The sequence below is a fragment of the Fructilactobacillus fructivorans genome, from assembly GCF_000814735.1.
Lineage (GTDB): Bacteria > Bacillota > Bacilli > Lactobacillales > Lactobacillaceae > Fructilactobacillus > Fructilactobacillus fructivorans.
In genome coordinates this window covers 25,297-43,892 of the sequence record NZ_JOJZ01000019.1, presented here as the reverse complement: position 1 = coordinate 43,892, position 18,596 = coordinate 25,297, and the positions used below count along the sequence as shown (strand labels likewise).

Here is an 18,596-nt window from a genome sequence, read left to right as displayed (position 1 = left end):
GAATTCTTTCTAGGAGAACTTTTTGTTTTGGAGGAATTGGTTTGAAGAAAGTAATGACAGATGGCGTTCATTTGAACGTTCATGAGAGTAGCAAGTTTAAAACAACCGCAATGACGGTTGACTTTGTGGAACCGTTAGACCATCGAAAATTTGCGGCTAGAGCAATGGTAGCTGAAATGATGGAAAATTACAGTCAAAAGTATAATTCGAAACTTAAAGTGGCTAGAAGACTTTCTGAACTATTTGGTGCTGATTTTGGTACCAATGTCTTTAAGATTGGCAATCGAAGTGTTTTAAGAGTTGTGATGAGTTTTGTTAATAATGATTTCACGTTGGATAATTCAGATGTTTTGGATGAAGTTCTTGCTTTTCTTGCCGAAATGATTTTTCATCCTAATCAAGTTGGTCATCAATATGTTGATGATCAGTTTCAGATTCAAAGGGATAATCTCGTTCAGTACCTGAATTCACTTAGTGATGATCGTCGTTATTATGCCCTAAAACGAACTCGTGAACTATATTTTTACGGTCAACCCAACTATTCAGAGTCAGTGATTGGAAGTCCCCAACAGGTTATGAGCCTTAAAAATCAAGATGTTTTAAATGAATTGAAGAACATTTTGGCAAATGATGAAATTCATATTTCAATCCTAGGACGACTCTCTCCGAAGCAAATTGAGGATGTTCAGCATCATTTGGCGTTTTCACCACGGCCAGATCTTAGTTCGAAAATAAGACCAGAGTTAGGTCAATCGTCTGAACAAAGTAAGGTGGAAACCATCAAGGGTGAACAATCTAAATTTGATTTGGCGTTTGATTTTCCCATCTTGATTGGGGATCGCAATTATTTTTCTGCCATCGTCATGAATGCATTACTTGGTGGGACGCAACAGTCGTTGATGTTTCATAATATTCGTGAAAAGCACAGTCTGGCATATTATATTTCAAGTAGTTACAACTCCACTCTCGGATATGTAGCAATTGAAAGCGGGATTAATGCGGATGATGCAGAGGAGGTTGAAGCTTTAATTCATCAGCAGATTGCTTTAATTAAAGCTCAAAAATACGATGATCAACGCTTCTTGGACGTGAAATCGTCACTTGTCGATGGATACGATTCAAAGTTTGATAGTCAGAGAAGAACTCTGAACGGCGACTTTGTAAATGAATTGTATGGGGTGGACTTGAGTGTTGACCAATGGATCCAAAAAATTAGGGCAGTTACTAAAGACGACTTAAGTAAGGTAGCTTCAATGATGAAGTTAAAGACAAGATTTTTATTGAAAGGAACAAATAATGGTTGAAGTTCGGTATGACAATTTAAATGAAACCATTCATCGTTATGATTTAGATAATGGGATGAAAGTGATGATTGACCCTAAACCAGGCTTTAATTCAACCTATGGGATCTTAAACGTTCATTTTGGTGCCATTAACAACGTGAGATTGAATGGTGATCAGCTTCAAGGGATGCCACTTGGAATTGCACATTTTTTGGAACACAAGATGTTTGATAAACATGACTATGATTCTAGTGATCGATTTGGTAAATTTGGCTCTGATTCCAATGCTTTTACTAGTTTTGATCAAACCAGTTATCTTTTTAATACGACTAGTCATGTTAATGACAACTTAGATGTTTTAATTGATTTAGTTCAACATCCATATTTTGATGAGAAAAAAGTCCAAAAAGAACAGGGGATTATTGGTCAAGAAATTCTTATGTATCAGGATGATCCTAGTTCAAGAATTTATTTCGACACGATTGGTAATTTGTATCATGGATCACCACTTGACCATGACATTGCTGGAACCGTTGATTCGATTGCTGAAATTACTGCTGATGATTTGTACGCCATGTATCGTCAGTATTATGTTCCTAATAACATGGATTTAATGTTGGTAGGAAAGGTTGATAAAGACCAGGCCATTGCGCGGATTAGTGATCTCGAAAAAGCGATCAAGCCAATTAATCCAACACAGATCGCAACGTTGAAACAAAAAACTAACGAGGCAATTCAGAAGAGTCCCATTGTTGCATCTGATTATTCTGAAATGAATCTTTCAACTGGTAAAGTAGCGGTTGGTTTCAGGGGACCAAGTGATCAAGTTTACGGTTCCCAATTTTCCAAGAATGAATTATCCCTAGGATTATTTCTATCCATGATTTTTTCCGAGGATTCAGAGTCATATCAACGTCTATATTCTGAAGGCATCATCAATGATTCTTTTGGGTATGATTTTGATATGGAAGCAGGCTATCAATTTGTGATTTTTGCTGAAGATTCCGATCACCCTGAGTTATTCCAGCAGTCAATTAAACGTGAAATTAAAAGAGCTTTAGATGATGCTTCAGGGTTAACTAAGATTTTCAATTTAATTAAACGGGAGGAAATTGGCCAATCAATTTCGGTCATGAATTCTAATTCAGCGATTGCTAATCAAATGGGTGATCCCTTAAACGAATACACAAATATTTTTGATGAAGTTCAGATCTTAAATCAACTCTCACTTAGCGAAGTCATTGATTTTGCTAAACATTTTTTTGACTTTGGGAAAACGACCTTAAAGGTCATTTCTTAACGTATATCTTTTTTTAAAACAATGCGTTGTGATATACTTGCAATGAAATCTAAAACAATGGGGTTTTACATATGGATAAAGAAGATAAAAATCAAAAGAGTGTCAATATTGGTCAACTACTCCGTAAGGCAAGAGTTGACGCTGGGATGTCGATTGATGACGTTCAAAAGAAAACTAAAATTCAGAAACGTTATCTAGAGGCAATTGAAGAAGATAACTTTGCTGCGCTACCGGGTGATTTTTACGTGCGTGCGTTTGTTAAGCAGTTTGCTGATGCTGTTGGATTAAACGGAAGTGAGTTTATTCAAAAGTATGATCAAGATCTGCCTGGTGGAGAAAATGCCAATTCTATTGATAATGAAAGTCGTGAGGGCCAGAATTATAATGGGAATCAACCAGAACCAGCCCAATCACAACAGTCTAGTCAAAGAACGGCTCGTCATGATCCATCCAGTCCAGAACCAAATCACTCTGGTTGGAATATGAGAAAGTTAGTTCCGATCGTTGGAATTGTAATTATCGTGGTTATTATCATCGGTGTAATTTGGGTTGGCGCAGGAAAATTAGCTCATCATAATTCTAATAGTGCCTCAAGCACCACCTCAGTTTCGGTCTCATCCGATAGTTACAGCTCTAAAGCTAGTTCCAGTTCAAAACAAAAAGCTGCTGAGGATAAAGCAAAAGCTAAGTCAAAGAATACTAAGGCTACTGGAACTCAAATTACCAAAGGAGCAAATGAGAACGAGTATAACGTTAAGACCAATGAAAAAAAAACTAAGGTTAATTTAAAGGGAACCGCTAAATCATGGTCGGCTGTATCCGTTAATGGATCACAAGTTTGGCAAGGAACCTTGAATCCTAATCAAACCCATGAGGTAACCATTCCTGCTAATTCTAAGGACTTTAACGTTAATTTAGGTAATGCTACTGCAACTGATATTACCATTAACGGACAAAAGGCTAACTTAGAGAAACCTGCTAATAATGGCAGTGCTCAGGTTAGAAACGTTACTTTCAAGTTGACCAAATAAACTTTAACCAAAATAACGATCTGTTAAAGATAACAGGTCGTTATTTTAGCGTTTGATCCTAGGAGGATAGATTTTTGAACTTACCAAACAAATTAACTTTATTTAGAATAATTCTTATACCAATCTTTTTGATTTTATTGGTAGTACCCATGGACTTGGGTAGTGTAATGATTGTAGGAACCATGATTCCAGTTACTCAAATTTTAGCAACGATCGTCTTCATTGTGGCCGCTTTAACGGATTTCTTGGATGGACAAATTGCTCGTCGGCAACATCTGGTGACTAATTTTGGAAAATTTGCTGATCCCTTAGCCGATAAAATGCTTGTAATGTGTGCTTTTATCGTTTTAGTAGGTTTAGGAAGTGTTGCTAGTTGGATTGCTGCCATCATTGTCTGCCGGGAATTGGCGGTTACTGGATTAAGACTCATTATCGTTGAAAACGATGGGGAAGTAGTTGCAGCAGCATGGCCTGGAAAAATAAAGACTTTTTTCCAGATGATTGCAATTATTATTTTGCTATTGAATAATGCCTTATTTAACAATCTTAACTTACCAGTGGGACAGATTTGTTTGTACATTTGTCTCTTCTTTACCATTTACTCTGGGATTGAGTATTTCTACAAAAATCGAAAAGTTTTTTCTGATTCATTTTAATTAATATTGTTAGGAGTGATTTGATGAATGCTGAAATAGTATCAGTCGGAACGGAAATTCTCTTAGGTGAGATTACTGACACAAGTGCTCCATACATTGCCCGTCGCTTAGCTAATCTTGGAATTGACGTTTATTTTCAAGATACGGTGGGAGATAACTATAAGCGACTAGAATCGGTTATTAACCTCGCTGAGAGTCGAAGTAATTTGGTCGTCTTAAGTGGTGGACTGGGTCCCACAGAAGACGACATTACTAAACTAGTCCTTGCTAAACATCTGGGACTTGCTCTAGATACAGATGAGCATGCTCTACAAAAAATTAATGACTTTTATAAGTCTTATCCAATGAAGGAACCAACGACAGCCGACATGCAAGCTAAATACATTCATGGTGCAACTGTATTACCGAATGATAATGGATTTGCGGTTGGAATGTTTTTAGAGACCAAGCAATGTGATTATTTAGTTTTACCCGGACCTCCAGTTGAAATGCAGCACATGTTTACTAAATATGCTTTGCCAATCTTGGCCAAGATGGCTAGTGGCAATCCAGTGATTGCTTCGAAAGTAATGCGTTTCTTTGGGATTGGGGAAACTGAACTTGAAGATCAATTAAAGCCTTTGATCTCTAACCAAAGTAACCCAACGCTTGCAACATACGCTAAGCATAATGAAGTTACCCTCAGAATTACTGCTAGTGGATCTAAAAAAGCTGATGTTGATAACCTAATTGATGGGATGGTTCAAAAGGTTAATGCAATCGTTGGCAAGTATTTCTATGGATTCGGTGACGATAATTCTTTAGCTAAAGTGGCCGTTAGCCTTCTAAAGGATAAGAAATTGTCGATTACAGCAGCTGAGTCGCTCACAGCCGGCATGTTTCAGAGTCGACTTGGAGATGTCTCTGGGGTATCTGAAGTCTTTTCTGGTGGATTTGTTACCTATTCAGCTAAGGTTAAAGAAAACGTTCTGCATATTCCCACTGAGGTCATTAATGATCATGGAGTTGTCTCACGTGAAACCGCCGTATGGATGGCACAAAATTCAAAAAAAATACTTAATACCGATGTTGCTGTTTCATTTACTGGAGTTGCAGGACCAGATCAACTGGAAGGACATCCAGCAGGAAACTTTTGGGTTGGAATTGCGCTCCCTGACGGAGATGTAAAGGCGAAAGAATTTAACTTTGGCAAAGATCGAAATGAGATTCGGGATTACGCTACTAAGTGTGGTCTTAAAATGATTTACGATAATTTAAAGTAAAATAGGATGATATTTGTATCCTGTTTTTGTACATACTAGTTGACACTAATTTTTCTAAACTTTAGAATTAAGAAGTGAATAACGTTTGTGTTAGTTATTTAAATAAATTTTTTATTAGTGATACGGGGGCATATGTAAATGATAGTTACAGTTGTTTCCGCTATTATCGCTGTAGTTGTTGGTTTTTTGATTGGTCAGTTTACTTATAAGCAAGTATCTGAGAAGAAGTTAGATGCTGCTCATAAGAGTGCAAAGGATATCCTTTCGGATGCTGAGAAGCAGGCTGAAAATGCGCTTAAAGAGGCTAATTTAGAAGCAAAGGAAAAGGGTAATGCTTATCGTCTTCAGGTAGAAAAAGAACTGAAGAAGCGTCGACTTGAAGTTCAAAAACAGGAAGATCGGTTATTAAAACGTGAAGAGACACTTGATCGAAAAGATAGTGCGTTTGAAAAGCGAGATAATTCATTAGAACGTCAAGAAGAAAAACTTGAAAAAGAGAAGCAAGAACTGACTAAGAAACAACAAAAAGCAGATTCACTTATTGAAAAAAGGCAACAGGAGGTTGCCAGAGTTTCTAATTTAACTAAAGAGGAAGCTCGTACGATGGTAATTGATGAGACGAAGCAAGAATTGGCTGATACTCGTGCTCAAATGATTAAAGAAAGTTACGATTCTGCTAAGGAAGCATCTGCTAAGGATGCCAAGAATTTAATTGTTGAAGCACTTCAGCAGAGTTCAGCTGATATTGTCTCAGAAACTACTGTGTCTGTAGTAACTTTACCCAATGATGATATGAAAGGTAGAATCATTGGACGTGAGGGTCGAAACATTAGAACCTTTGAATCACTTACAGGAATTGATTTAATTATTGATGATACTCCTAATGCCGTGGTCTTAAGTGGTTTTAATCCGGTTCGACGTGAAGTCGCCAAAATGGCACTTGAAAAGTTAATTAAAGACGGAAGGATTCATCCGGCTCGTATTGAAGAAATGGTGGATAAGAGTAAGAAAGAACTCGAAGCCCAAATTCAAGAAACTGGGGAAAACGTTGTCTTTGATTTAGGGATTCATTCGATGAATCCTGATTTGATTAAATTAATTGGTCAATTGAAATACAAAATTTCATATGGACAAAATGTTTTATCACGCTCCATTCAAGTAGCAAAATTGGCGGGAGTGTTTGCTGCTGAGTTAGGTGAAGATGTTACATTAGCGAAAAGAGCGGGATTATTGCGTGAGATTGGCTTGTCGTCTAATAGTGGAACGGATGTTTCATATATTGATGCTGGCGTTGATATCGCAAAGAAGTATGGTGAGAGTCCTGAGGTAATTGATGCAATTCAATTAGGTGGACCTGAAAGTGAGCCTCATTACATGATTTCAGAGTTAGTTGATGTTGCCAACAAGATTTCAATGGCTCGACCTGGTGCAAAGAGTGACTCACTGGAAAGCTTTGTTCATCGTCTTGATAAACTTGAAAAGATTAGTAATAGCTTTGATGAAGTTTCAAAGAGTTACGCTGTTCAAGCTGGACGTGAAATTAGAGTGATCGCCAAGCCCGAAAAGATCTCTGATACCCAAGCAATTGTGCTTGCTAGAGATATTAAAGATAAGATTGAAAAGGAAATGAATCATCCTGGTCACGTCAAGGTTGATGTGATTCGAGAAGTCCGTTCAGTTGAATATGCAAAGTAAAAGATCAGACATTATTCTGGTCTTTTTTATTTCAATTTATCAGTGTAAAATAAAGATATTATATTAGAAGACGGGGAATGGATATGCGATTTTTGTTTCTAGGAGATACGGTTGGTAATATTGGAGTGGCTACGGTAGAAAAATATTTACCATTATTAAAACACGATTTGAAACCTCAGGTCACCATTGTAAATGGTGAAAATGCTACTAAGGTAGGTCGTGGGATTAATCATGAACTTTATTTAAAAATTATGAATGCTGGAGCTGATGTAATTACCCTGGGAAATCATGCCTGGAATAATTCCGAAATTTTCGATTTTATCAATCAAACCAAAAATCTTATTCGTCCACTTAATTATCCTGGAAAAGATGTTCCAGGACATGGATACATAGAAATGAACGTGAATGGCAACCAGGTGGCTGTAATTAATCTTCAGGGACGGGTTTTTATGGATGAAATTGACGATCCGTTCGAGAACGTGGATAATCTCCTAACTCAATTACACAAAGATAACGTGAATATTATTTTTGTTGATTTTCATGCGGAAACTACTAGTGAAAAGAAGGCCATGGCGCTTCATTTGGATGGAAGAATCTCAGCTTTGGTTGGAACTCATACCCACGTTCAAACTAGTGATGGTCAAATCTTACCCCACGGGACAGCTTTCTTAACTGATGCCGGAATGACAGGACCAAACGATGGGGTCATTGGGATGAAGTTTGAGCCAGTCATCAATAAGTTTATGACAGCAAGGCCCAATCGGTTTGAAGTGCAAGAAACAGGTAGTGCAGTGTTATCAGGGTGTTACATTGATGTTGACAGTAAATCGGGAAAAGCACGAAAGATTAAGAACATTTTAATTAATAAGGATCATCCGTACCAAGAATTTTAGAGGAGAGTAACGCATGGCAAAATCAAAACAAACAACGCCAATGATGCAACAATATCAGGAGGTTAAGGATCAGTATCCCGATGCTTTTTTGTTTTATCGTATTGGTGATTTTTACGAATTGTTTAATGAAGATGCCGTTAAGGGAGCTCAATTATTGGAGTTGACCCTAACACAGCGTAGCAGAAAATCTGATAACCCCATTCCCATGTGTGGAGTTCCCCATCAATCAGTGCAGAGTTACGTAGATACACTGGTTGATAAGGGATATAAGGTGGCAATTTGTGAACAGATGGAAGATCCCAAGACAGCTAAGGGAATGGTTGACCGGGATGTCATTCAATTAGTAACTCCAGGAACTCAGACGGATGCTAACGCTGAAAATGCAAAGGTTAATAATTATTTAACTGCGGTGACCTATAGTGAAAGTAATAATGCTTATGGATTTTCATACATTGACTTATCCACTGGTGAATTAAAGGTTAGTTTGTTAAAAAACGCGGAAGCTGTTTTAAATGAAGTGATTAACTTGAATTCTAAGGAAGTTGTTGTTGATGAATCGATTGATAGTGATTTAATTGATCAATTAAAGGGGATTGGAGTTCTAATTTCTCATGAAAACCAGATTTCTGAAATAGATTCAGATGAGATTATTTCTACCATTGATGACCCTACCTTACTTGATTCACTTAAAATGTTGCTATCGTATATTTCTGACACCCAAAAACGAAGTTTGTCACACATTCAACCCGCCGTTCAATATGAACCTAGTTCTTTTTTAAAGATTGATCATAATTCGCAGTATAATTTGGGACTCACCAAAAATATTCGAACCGGAAAAAAGAGCGGAACGTTGCTTTGGATTGTCGATGATACTAAAACGGCAATGGGTGGAAGAAAACTCAAGCAATGGTTGGAGCGTCCCTTAATTGATCGAAAAGAGATTGAACAACGTCAGAGTTTGGTTGAGACACTTTTAGATAATTATTATGAACGAAGTGAACTCGCTGATAATTTGATTAAAGTGTATGACTTAGAGCGGTTAGCCGGACGAATTTCTTTTGGCGGTGTGAATGGCCGTGATCTAGTCCAATTAGAAACTTCACTTGAACAAATTCCAAAAATCAAGCACGTGTTAAATGATCTTGATACTCCTGAATTCGATGAAATTTATCAAAAACTTGATGATGTTAATGATGTATATGAATTAATTAAAGCGGCTATTATCTCCGAGCCACCTATTTCAGTGACTGACGGAGGCTTAATTAGAGATGGCTATAGTGAACAGCTCGACCAGTATCGGGATGCCATGAAGAATGGTAAGCAGTGGCTTGCTGATATGGAAGCTAAGGAACGTCAGATAACTGGAATTCATAATCTAAAGATTGGCTATAATCGCGTTTTCGGTTACTACATTGAGGTTTCAAAGGGAAATCTAAGTAAACTGGATGATAGTCGTTATGAGCGTCTTCAGACGCTAACTAACGCAGAGCGCTTTTCGACTCCGGAATTAAAAGAAAAAGAGTCGATTATACTTGAAGCTGAAGAAAAATCAAAGAGCTTGGAGTATGAAATATTCACTCGAGTTCGCGATCAAATTAAAAAACAAATCCCGCGGATCCAAAAATTAGCAAGTGGGATCTCGCGGTTAGATGTTTTGCAAAGTTTCGCTACTATCTCTGAGAAATATCAGTTTATTAAGCCCCAATTTAATGATGGTCATGACTTAAACGTTAAGGCTGGACGTCATCCTGTGGTAGAACGAGTAATGGGAGCTCAGAGCTACGTTCCAAATGATGTGGTAATGCATCCATCTGTTTCAGAATTACTAATCACTGGCCCTAATATGTCAGGAAAAAGCACGTACATGAGACAATTAGCGTTGATTGTGATTTTGGCCCAAATGGGTTGTTTTGTTCCAGCTGAGAGTGCTGATATGCCTATATTTGATCAAATTTTCACTCGAATTGGAGCCGCTGATGATCTTATTTCTGGAAAGAGTACTTTTATGGTGGAAATGAGAGAAGCTAACGAAGCTCTTAAACATGCCACAGATAATTCGTTGATTTTATTTGATGAAATTGGAAGGGGAACGTCCACGTATGATGGAATGGCACTTGCTCAGGCCATTATTGAGTATATCCATGACAATATTGGGGCAAAAACCCTCTTTTCGACTCATTACCATGAGTTAACCGATTTAGATCATGAATTAAAACATTTAAAGAATGTTCATGTTGGAGCGGTTGAAAAGAATGGTAATTTAGTCTTTTTGCATAAAATTATGGATGGTCCTGCTGATCGTTCGTACGGGATTAATGTTGCTAAGCTAGCGGGACTTCCTGACCAATTATTAAAACGAGCTAATACGGTCCTTGAGAAACTTGAGGATGCTGATCAGCAGAAAAACAATCATGATGATAAGGTTCAGAAAAATGAAGCACAAGTGAAGCATCCAACACTTCCCCAGAAGACTGAATCAGAAACGTCAGTTGACTTAAGTGATGGTGAACAGATGGCTTTATTTAAAGTTGATGAGCCTGAGAACCATTCACAATTAAGCAAGAATGAAAGTAAAATCATTAAAGATTTAGAGAGTACCGATCTTATGAGTAAAACTCCAATTCAAATTATGAATTTGGTATACAAATGGAAAACTAAGTTAGAAAATTAGGAGGTGACACTATGGCAGATATTCACCAACTACCAACGATTTTATCAGATCAAATTTCAGCAGGAGAAGTAGTCGAAAGGCCAGCATCGGTAGTGAAAGAGCTGGTTGAAAACTCAATTGATGCTAATAGCACCAAAATTGATATTGTGGTTGCTGAGTCGGGGCTTAAAAGCGTTGAAGTGGTTGATAATGGTTCAGGGATTGCTTCAAACCAAGTGGAATTAGCCTTTCGTCGCTTTGCAACCAGTAAGATTAGTGATAAGCGGGATTTATTTCGTGTCAGGTCACTAGGATTTCGTGGTGAAGCTCTGCCAAGTATTGCTTCCGTGTCTGACGTGGATATGAAGACCTCTGATGGTAAAAAACAAGGAGCTGAGATTCAGATCCATGGTGGAAAAGTAGTTAAAATGGAACCTTCTCAAGCTCGAAGAGGGACCTCAGTTTTGGTCTCTGATCTTTTCTTTAACACGCCTAATCGGCTAAAGTATTTAAAAGCGCCAGCTACCGAATTATCTAAAATATCCGACATTGTAAACCGGTTAGCCCTTAGTCATCCTGAGATTGCATTTTCGCTTACTCACAATGGACGTGAACTCTTACGCACATCAGGTAGAAATAATATGCAGCAGGTCATTGCCGGAATCTACGGGAACCGCAACATGAAACAGATGATTGCGATCAAGGGAGAGAATCCTGATTTTAAGATCAGCGGTTATATTAGCCTTCCTGAATTAACACGGGCTAGTCGAAAATATACGTCAGTGATTGTTAACGAGCGTTTTATTCGTGATTTTGGATTGGATCATGCCATTATTGATGGTTACGGATCAAAACTAATGGTTGGTAGATATCCGATCGTGGTCGTAAGCATTACGATGGATCCGAGTCTAGTGGATGTAAATGTGCATCCTTCAAAGGAAGAAATTCGAATTTCCAAAAAGAAGGAACTTAGTACTTTTATTTCGCAAACGATTTATGAGACCCTATCTAAACAAAATTTGATTCCTGAAGCCATGAATAATCAAGCATTAAAAAACGGTGTAGCCCGGCATAATTCAACTGAAATTTCCTTTAATTTAGATCAATTGTATGAAAATGGAGAGCAAACGGTTCATGCTGATACTGAAGAATCAACTGGGAAACCCGATCCGATGAATTCTGTTACTCACATGGCCTCAGATTCATCGACCCATCAACCGATTATGATTTATCAAAAAGCTGATTTAAATGCGACGGCAGTTCAAAATTTTAAGGCAAGATATGAGCATGAAAAGGGTGGACTCCCATTTGGTGGCAGGATTGAAGCTCCCAATGCTTCTCATGACTTTCCTCAACTAAGATATATTGGCCAAGTTCACGGAACATATTTAGTGGCTGAGAGTTCAGATGGAATGTACATTGTGGATCAACATGCTGCTCAAGAACGAATTAATTATGAATATTACCGAAAGCAAGTTGGAAAGGTCAGTGGGGATGAACAGAAAATGCTGGTTCCAATTGTACTTGATTATCCCGCAAGCGATGCTTTGGTAATTTCAAGTCATTTGGATCTTTTGGAAGAAAATGGGCTTCACTTGGAATCATTTGGGAAGAACAGTTTTGTAATAAGACAACATCCAGTTTGGTTTAAGGCGGGACAGGAAGAAGACACCATTAAAGAAATGATTGATTGGATTTTAAGCAATCAGCAATTATCAACGGCTCAGTTTAGAGAAAAGGCAGCCATTATGATGAGCTGTAAACGTGCCATTAAAGCCAATCATCATCTCGATAAACGGCAAGCACAGGCGTTGCTAGACAAGTTACCCGAGTGTGAAAATCCATTTAATTGTCCTCATGGACGCCCCGTTTTGGTTCATTTTTCGAATTCAGACTTAGAGACGATGTTCAAAAGGATTCAAGATCCACATCAAAGTGGTAAGAATGATTTTTAATTTAACGTGAAATGAGTTGATTGTATGTATGAGTATTTATATGGGATGATTACGAATGTAAGTCCCAAATACATTGTTCTCGATGTTAATGGAGTAGGTTATCTAATCTACGTAGCTAATCCTTATCACTATGATACTGATCAGCAGGTAAGGGTTTACATCCATCAGTCGGTTTCAGACAATGGGGTGGCGCTATACGGATTTATCACCTTAGAAGATAAACAACTTTTTGAGCAACTTCTGAACGTATCTGGCATTGGGTCTAAAAGTGCTCTGGCGATCATGGCGGGCAATGATAGTAATGGTTTAGTTAGGGCCATTAACGTTGGAAACATCAAATATCTGACCAAGTTCCCGGGAATTGGGAAAAAGACTGCTCAGCAAATTGTGTTAGACTTAAAAGACAAAATTACATCCAATGATGTTTTTACTGGCAATGTTTCTGTAGATGATGTTGAAGACACTGGTAATAAACAATTAGATGATGCATTAAGTGCCCTTCAAGCATTGGGCTTTAAGCAACGTGAAGTTGATAAAATTAAGGCAAAACTTCAAGAAGTTGAGGAAGATTACACTACTGACCAATACATTAGTGCTGGTTTAAAACTGTTAACTAAGTAAGTTAGGAGGAAATAATGACAGATGATCGAATCGTGTCTGGAGCAAGTGATGATGAAAATGATGAATCATTTGAAATGTCACTTCGACCACAAAATTTTGATCAGTACATCGGTCAAGATGACCTAAAAAAGAAGCTTAAGATATACATTCAAGCTGCACAACAACGTGAAGAATCACTTGATCACGTTTTATTATACGGACCACCAGGTCTTGGTAAAACAACGTTAGCCAATGTTATTGCAAACGAGATGGGTGTTGACATGAAAACAACCACCGGACCAGCAATCGAAAAGAAGGGTGATCTAGTTGCACTTTTAAATGAACTACAACCGGGAGACATTCTTTTTATTGATGAGATTCACCGCTTGCCAAAAGAAGTGGAAGAGATGCTGTATTCAGCAATGGAAGACTACTACGTTGACATTATCATTGGAAATGATGATGCGACTAAACATCCCGTTCATTTTGATTTGCCGCCCTTTACTTTAATTGGGGCAACTACTAGAGCTGGACTACTTGATTCACCGTTCAGAGATCGTTTTGGAATCGTTGAACGAATGAATTATTATAATGATCGTGATTTAGAGAAGATCGTGAAACGGTCAGCAAAAATTTTTCATAGTAAGATTAAAGAAGAGGGCGCTCATGAAATTGCCCTTCGTTCTAGGGGAACCCCACGAGTTGCTAATCGTTTACTAAAACGAGTCAGGGACTTCGCCCAAGTTGCTAATCATGATGAAATCGACGTCAAAAGTGTGGATACGGCCCTTAATGCTTTAGGGGTTGATAAAAATGGATTGGATAGAACTGACATTAAGTTACTTTCCACAATGATTGATTTTTATGATGGCGGACCGGTTGGTTTGAACACATTAGCTGCTAATATTGGTGAAGAATCTGAAACAATTTCAGAAATGTATGAACCCTATTTACTTCAAATTGGTTATTTAAAACGGACAGCGCGTGGCCGGATGGTAACTAGAGCTGGCTATGAGCATTTAGGGCGGAAATATCCGGAAACTAATTAAATAAATTGGAAATTTTATCTTCAATTTGGTAAGCTATTGTTAAATAAAGAATGAGGTGAAAACATGCAAAATATATCACAATATGCTGGAATTATTGTATTAATTCTTTTGTTCGTTTTAATGTACTTTATGATGATCAGACCACAAAAGAAGCAACAACAAAAGCATCAAGACACTTTAAAGAACCTGCGCAAGGGTGATCACGTTGTTACCATTGGTAGACTTCATGGAATTGTTGATCAAATCAACAATGAAAAGCGGACAGTTACTTTGGACTGTGATGGTCTTTATTTAGTATTTGACCTCAATGCGATTGCAAGTGCAAGTCGTCCTGGAGAAGAAAAAGCTTCAGAAAATGATTCAAAGGAAAAGGAAGTTTCTAAAAAGAACGAACCAGAAAAAGCAACTGATTCAAAGCAAACTTCAAATAGTGATGATAACGCTAAATAAAAAAGATCGGATTTATCCGATCTTTTTTATTGGAGATGAAAGAACGTACGTTTGGTGGATTAAGGAGGATTATATTGGAAGAATCAATTAAAATTAATCATTCACGTGATATTTTACATGTTGATATGGATGCCTTTTTCGCTTCGATTGAACAAAGAGAGCACCCTGAGTTTATTGATCAACCATTAATTATCTCTAAGGATCCAAGAAAAACGGGTGGTCGTGGAGTAGTTACCACTGCTAATTATCCAGCTAGAAAGTTTGGCGTTCATTCAGCCATGCCTGCCAGTAAAGCATTAGAATTGTGCCCAAATGGTATTTTTAAGGCACCAGAATTCGAATTATATCGGGATGTTTCCCATCAAATTCACGATATTTTTCACGAGTATACGGATCGTATTGAAACGGTGGCCTTGGACGAAGCCTATCTTGATATCACGAAAAATAAAAAGCAAATTAGAAATCCAGTTCTCATTGCACACCTAATTCAAAGCGAGATATGGGAAAAAACGCATCTAACCTCTTCTACTGGGATTTCGTACAATAAGTTTTTGGCTAAAGAAGCCTCTGATTATCGTAAGCCGGCGGGGGTTACCATGATTGACGTTAAAGATAGTCATGAATTCTTAATGAAGCTCCCAATTGATCGGTATCGTGGGGTTGGAAAGAAAACACTTCAAAAAATGCAACAGCTAAACATTCAAAATGGGCAGGATTTGTATCGGCAATCTGAAATGGACCTTATCAAGAATTTTGGTAAATTTGGTTATTTTTTATATCGTCGGGTTCGTGGTTCTGATGATCGACCAGTTGAATATCAACGTGAGCGAAAGTCAATTGGAAAGGAACGAACCTATGGACCTGAATTAAAGAGTAGAGAGGAAGTAGAATCACAGCTGCATAAGATTGCTAAGATGGTCGAAAAATCCCTGAATAAACATGAAAAACATGGAAAAGTTTTAGTTCTAAAGGTCAGATATAGTGATTTTACGACGTTGACTAAAAGAATTTCTTGGAATGATTTTATGGAAAATGATGCTCGACTCTTCTATGATTTGGCGCTGGAGATTTTTGATGGTTTACCTGAGGCAACCTATGGCATTAGATTGCTCGGGATAACGCTGACAAATCTATCAGACATTGGCTTTCAAAATATTAAGTTGCCATTGTATTCGGATCCACGCTTTGAAATGTAGCTGGAGTGGGTTATACTTAACTGTTAAATAATTAAGAGTATTAGAGGCCATTGTAATGAACGTAAAACAGCAGATTAATGAAAAAATCAAGGAATTTCCAACCATCATTATTCATAGACATCAGAGCCCTGATCCTGATGCAGTTGGGTCACAGCTTGGATTAGCAAGTATTATCAAAGCGTCTTATCCTGATAAGAAAGTTTTAACGGTCGGGAAACAGTACCAAGGTTTTGATTGGTTAGGAAAAGTAACTGAAGCAAGTGATGATGATTACCAAAATGCTTTAGTAATTGTGGTAGATACTGCCAATCAACCACGAGTTGATGATAATCGTTATACTAAGGGGAAATACCTCATCAAAATTGATCACCATCCTAATGATGACCAATTTGGTGATTTGATGTGGGTTGAGCCGGAAGCATCAAGTACCTCTGAACTTATCTATGATTTATTTGCTGCAAACAATGATCTCAAGATGCCAGATAATGCGGCTCGTTTGTTGTATGCTGGAATCATTGGTGATACTGGTCGTTTCAAGTACTCCTCAACCTCTTCACATACTTTTGAAGTGGCAAGTAAGTTGGATGAATATCATTTTTCAATTACAGATGTTGCTCAAACTGAAGATGCTATAGATGTTGCCCAAGCCCGTTTGGCTGCCTATGTATACGAACATTTAACAATTGATGAAAATGGTGCAGCTTATGTGATTTTAACTAATGAAGTGATTAAGGATCTTAAGTTAGGCGATGATAGTACTTCTTCGGTAGTTCCACTTCCTGGAAATATTGGTGAAGTAGTTGCTTGGGCCATCTTTGTTCAACAAAAAGAAGGAAATTACCGGATCCGTCTGCGTTCTAAGGGTCCTTCAATTAATGAACTGGCCAAAGAACACGATGGCGGTGGTCATGCGCTAGCTAGTGGTGCTAAGGCTTCCGATGACGATGAAATAAAACAGGTTGTGCAGCAACTTTCTGAAGTTGTGAAACAGTATAAAAAGGAGAATAACTAATGGGAGCTTCGTTTAAGGATTATCATTTTCAACCCTTTATTGATGACGCCATTAAAGATCTTGGATTTCGTAATCCCACCCCAATTCAAACCAAAGTAATTCCAACCATCAAACACGGAAAAAGTGTGATTGGTAAGTCTGCTACGGGAAGTGGTAAGACTCATGCTTTTCTTTTACCAATTTTTGATGGTTTAGATCTTAATAAGGAAGACGTTCAAGTAGTAATCACTACTCCTAGTAGAGAATTGGCTTACCAAATTTACGACAATGCCAAACAGATTGCGAAGTTTTCTGATAAAACGATCCATATCGGTAATTACGTTGGTGGGACAGATAAAGAACGTCAAGTTGAAAAACTTGAGCGTGAACAACCGCAAGTAGTAATTGGGACCCCTGGAAGAGTTTGGGATCTTGTGAAGAATGGTGATCTTGAGATTCATAGTGCCCACCAATTAGTAATTGATGAAGCTGATATGACACTTGATCTGGGATTTTTGGATACGGTTGATGAGATTGCCTCTAAAATGGCAGAAGATTTGCAAATGATGGTATTTTCTGCCACGGTTCCACCAAAACTAAAACCATTTCTTAAGAAATACATGAAGAATCCAGTAATGAATGATATTCCTACCAAAACCGTTATTAACCAAAATGTGTCAAACTGGTTAATTTCTACTAAGGGCAAGAATAAGAATGATTTAATTTATCAATTAATTACGATGGGCGAACCATATCTAGTTTTAATTTTTGCCAATACTCGCGAACGAGTTGATGAAATTTATAACTATCTGAAGCAGCAAGGACTAAAAGTTGCTGAAATTCATGGTGGAATGCAGCCACGAGTCAGAAAACGAGTCATGAAACAGATTCAGAATCTAGATTATCAATTTGTGGTTGCCTCCGATTTAGCTGCTCGAGGAATTGATATTTCTGGTGTATCGCACGTGATTAATGATGATATTCCCACTGACTTAGAGTACTTTATTCATCGGGTTGGACGAACTGGAAGAAATGGCATGAAGGGAATTGCCATGACCCTCTATGCTCCAGGTGAGGAACAAAAGGTTTCGGAACTGGAAAAAATGGGCATTAAGTTCATTCCAAAAGAGATCAAGCGTGGTGAGGTCGTTGATACGTATGATCGAAAGCGACGAATGAAGCGAAAAGAACCTAAAAATAAGTTAGATCCGACCATGATTGGTTTAATTAAGAAAAAGAAAAAAAACGTTAAGCCAGGATACAAGAAGAAAATTAAACGAGCCATTAAACAAAAAAGTGATGAAGATCGGAAGATTGAAGTTAGAAATCAAATCCGGGCTCGAAAGAAACAGAAGAAACGTAGTTCACAGCGTTATCAATAACATTACTGATTGACAGTGTTTTATTTTCTGGATATAATCTAAGTTAATTGGATATATCAAATTAATAAAGTACCACAGAGAGGTTTGGATAATGAAAACAGACTGTGCTAAGTTATTTTGATGCTGCCAGATAGTAAACCGTTTCCCACGTTATAGGGACTGAAGAGGTAATGAACAACATCGTTGCAAGCAAAGTGGTACCG

General features: G+C 37.8%; 15 protein-coding genes. All 15 read left to right on the top strand.

The features are described from left to right. The first annotated feature begins 41 nt into the window (after positions 1 to 41). Positions 42 to 1,304: an EF-P 5-aminopentanol modification-associated protein YfmF gene (gene yfmF / locus LfDm3_RS03955; protein WP_039144300.1), complete on the top strand. Its 1,263-nt coding sequence runs from the start codon at positions 42 to 44 to the stop codon at positions 1,302 to 1,304. Then, the gene (gene yfmH, locus LfDm3_RS03950; protein WP_039144298.1) at positions 1,297 to 2,583 is read left to right on the top strand and encodes an EF-P 5-aminopentanol modification-associated protein YfmH; all 1,287 of its coding nucleotides are present in this window, start codon (positions 1,297 to 1,299) and stop codon (positions 2,581 to 2,583) included. Before yfmF ends, yfmH begins: the two co-directional genes overlap by 8 nt. 71 nt (positions 2,584 to 2,654) lie before the next feature. Next, complete coding sequence (locus tag LfDm3_RS03945; RefSeq protein WP_039144296.1) at positions 2,655 to 3,614, top strand: helix-turn-helix domain-containing protein; 960 nt, start codon at positions 2,655 to 2,657, stop codon at positions 3,612 to 3,614. A 74-nt stretch (positions 3,615 to 3,688) separates the two neighbouring features. Further along, the gene (gene pgsA / locus LfDm3_RS03940; RefSeq protein ID WP_039144294.1) at positions 3,689 to 4,270 is read left to right on the top strand and encodes a CDP-diacylglycerol--glycerol-3-phosphate 3-phosphatidyltransferase; all 582 of its coding nucleotides are present in this window, start codon (positions 3,689 to 3,691) and stop codon (positions 4,268 to 4,270) included. A gap of 23 nt (positions 4,271 to 4,293) precedes the next feature. Beyond that, positions 4,294 to 5,532 carry a competence/damage-inducible protein A gene (locus LfDm3_RS03935; protein ID WP_039144291.1) on the top strand — a complete coding sequence of 413 codons (1,239 nt, stop codon included), beginning with the start codon at positions 4,294 to 4,296 and terminating at the stop codon, positions 5,530 to 5,532. Between the two features lie 138 nt (positions 5,533 to 5,670). Further along, positions 5,671 to 7,227, top strand: coding sequence for a ribonuclease Y (gene rny / locus LfDm3_RS03930; RefSeq protein WP_039144289.1), 1,557 nt, complete (start codon positions 5,671 to 5,673; stop codon positions 7,225 to 7,227). Positions 7,228 to 7,310: 83 nt separating this feature from the next. After that, a complete protein-coding gene (locus tag LfDm3_RS03925; protein WP_039144628.1) occupies positions 7,311 to 8,120 on the top strand; it encodes a TIGR00282 family metallophosphoesterase in 810 nt (269 codons plus the stop codon). 13 nt (positions 8,121 to 8,133) lie between these two features. Continuing rightward, positions 8,134 to 10,791 carry a DNA mismatch repair protein MutS gene (mutS, locus tag LfDm3_RS03920; protein ID WP_039144287.1) on the top strand — a complete coding sequence of 886 codons (2,658 nt, stop codon included), beginning with the start codon at positions 8,134 to 8,136 and terminating at the stop codon, positions 10,789 to 10,791. Positions 10,792 to 10,802: 11 nt separating this feature from the next. Further along, positions 10,803 to 12,725: a DNA mismatch repair endonuclease MutL gene (gene mutL / locus LfDm3_RS03915; RefSeq protein ID WP_039144286.1), complete on the top strand. Its 1,923-nt coding sequence runs from the start codon at positions 10,803 to 10,805 to the stop codon at positions 12,723 to 12,725. Between the two features lie 24 nt (positions 12,726 to 12,749). After that, positions 12,750 to 13,346, top strand: a complete 597-nt coding sequence (gene ruvA / locus LfDm3_RS03910) for a Holliday junction branch migration protein RuvA (protein WP_010022001.1) — start codon at positions 12,750 to 12,752, stop codon at positions 13,344 to 13,346. Between the two features lie 14 nt (positions 13,347 to 13,360). Continuing rightward, complete coding sequence (gene ruvB / locus LfDm3_RS03905; protein ID WP_039144284.1) at positions 13,361 to 14,374, top strand: Holliday junction branch migration DNA helicase RuvB; 1,014 nt, start codon at positions 13,361 to 13,363, stop codon at positions 14,372 to 14,374. A 63-nt stretch (positions 14,375 to 14,437) separates the two neighbouring features. Next, positions 14,438 to 14,824 (top strand): preprotein translocase subunit YajC, encoded by a 387-nt coding sequence (gene yajC / locus LfDm3_RS03900; protein ID WP_039144283.1) that lies wholly within the window; start codon positions 14,438 to 14,440, stop codon positions 14,822 to 14,824. 35 nt (positions 14,825 to 14,859) lie between these two features. Continuing rightward, complete coding sequence (gene dinB, locus LfDm3_RS03895; RefSeq protein ID WP_082019964.1) at positions 14,860 to 16,020, top strand: DNA polymerase IV; 1,161 nt, start codon at positions 14,860 to 14,862, stop codon at positions 16,018 to 16,020. Positions 16,021 to 16,075: 55 nt separating this feature from the next. Next, on the top strand, positions 16,076 to 17,032 hold the full coding sequence (locus LfDm3_RS03890; RefSeq protein WP_039144282.1) for a DHH family phosphoesterase: 957 nt from the start codon (positions 16,076 to 16,078) through the stop codon (positions 17,030 to 17,032). Continuing rightward, a complete protein-coding gene (locus LfDm3_RS03885; protein ID WP_039144280.1) occupies positions 17,032 to 18,393 on the top strand; it encodes a DEAD/DEAH box helicase in 1,362 nt (453 codons plus the stop codon). The genes LfDm3_RS03890 and LfDm3_RS03885 overlap by 1 nt, the downstream gene beginning before the upstream one ends. The last annotated feature ends 203 nt before the right edge of the window (positions 18,394 to 18,596 follow it).

Excerpts from the sequence above, each read along its gene's own strand:
- yfmH (WP_039144298.1), top strand. The coding sequence starts at position 1,297 with ATGGTTGAAGTTCGGTATGACAATTTAAATGAAACCATTCATCGTTAT.
- LfDm3_RS03945 (WP_039144296.1), top strand. The coding sequence starts at position 2,655 with ATGGATAAAGAAGATAAAAATCAAAAGAGTGTCAATATTGGTCAACTA.
- LfDm3_RS03935 (WP_039144291.1), top strand. The coding sequence starts at position 4,294 with ATGAATGCTGAAATAGTATCAGTCGGAACGGAAATTCTCTTAGGTGAG.
- rny (WP_039144289.1), top strand. The coding sequence starts at position 5,671 with ATGATAGTTACAGTTGTTTCCGCTATTATCGCTGTAGTTGTTGGTTTT.
- LfDm3_RS03925 (WP_039144628.1), top strand. The coding sequence starts at position 7,311 with ATGCGATTTTTGTTTCTAGGAGATACGGTTGGTAATATTGGAGTGGCT.
- mutS (WP_039144287.1), top strand. The coding sequence starts at position 8,134 with ATGGCAAAATCAAAACAAACAACGCCAATGATGCAACAATATCAGGAG.
- mutL (WP_039144286.1), top strand. The coding sequence starts at position 10,803 with ATGGCAGATATTCACCAACTACCAACGATTTTATCAGATCAAATTTCA.
- ruvA (WP_010022001.1), top strand. The coding sequence starts at position 12,750 with ATGTATGAGTATTTATATGGGATGATTACGAATGTAAGTCCCAAATAC.
- ruvB (WP_039144284.1), top strand. The coding sequence starts at position 13,361 with ATGACAGATGATCGAATCGTGTCTGGAGCAAGTGATGATGAAAATGAT.
- yajC (WP_039144283.1), top strand. The coding sequence starts at position 14,438 with ATGCAAAATATATCACAATATGCTGGAATTATTGTATTAATTCTTTTG.
- dinB (WP_082019964.1), top strand. The coding sequence starts at position 14,860 with ATGAAAGAACGTACGTTTGGTGGATTAAGGAGGATTATATTGGAAGAA.
- LfDm3_RS03890 (WP_039144282.1), top strand. The coding sequence starts at position 16,076 with ATGAACGTAAAACAGCAGATTAATGAAAAAATCAAGGAATTTCCAACC.
- LfDm3_RS03885 (WP_039144280.1), top strand. The coding sequence starts at position 17,032 with ATGGGAGCTTCGTTTAAGGATTATCATTTTCAACCCTTTATTGATGAC.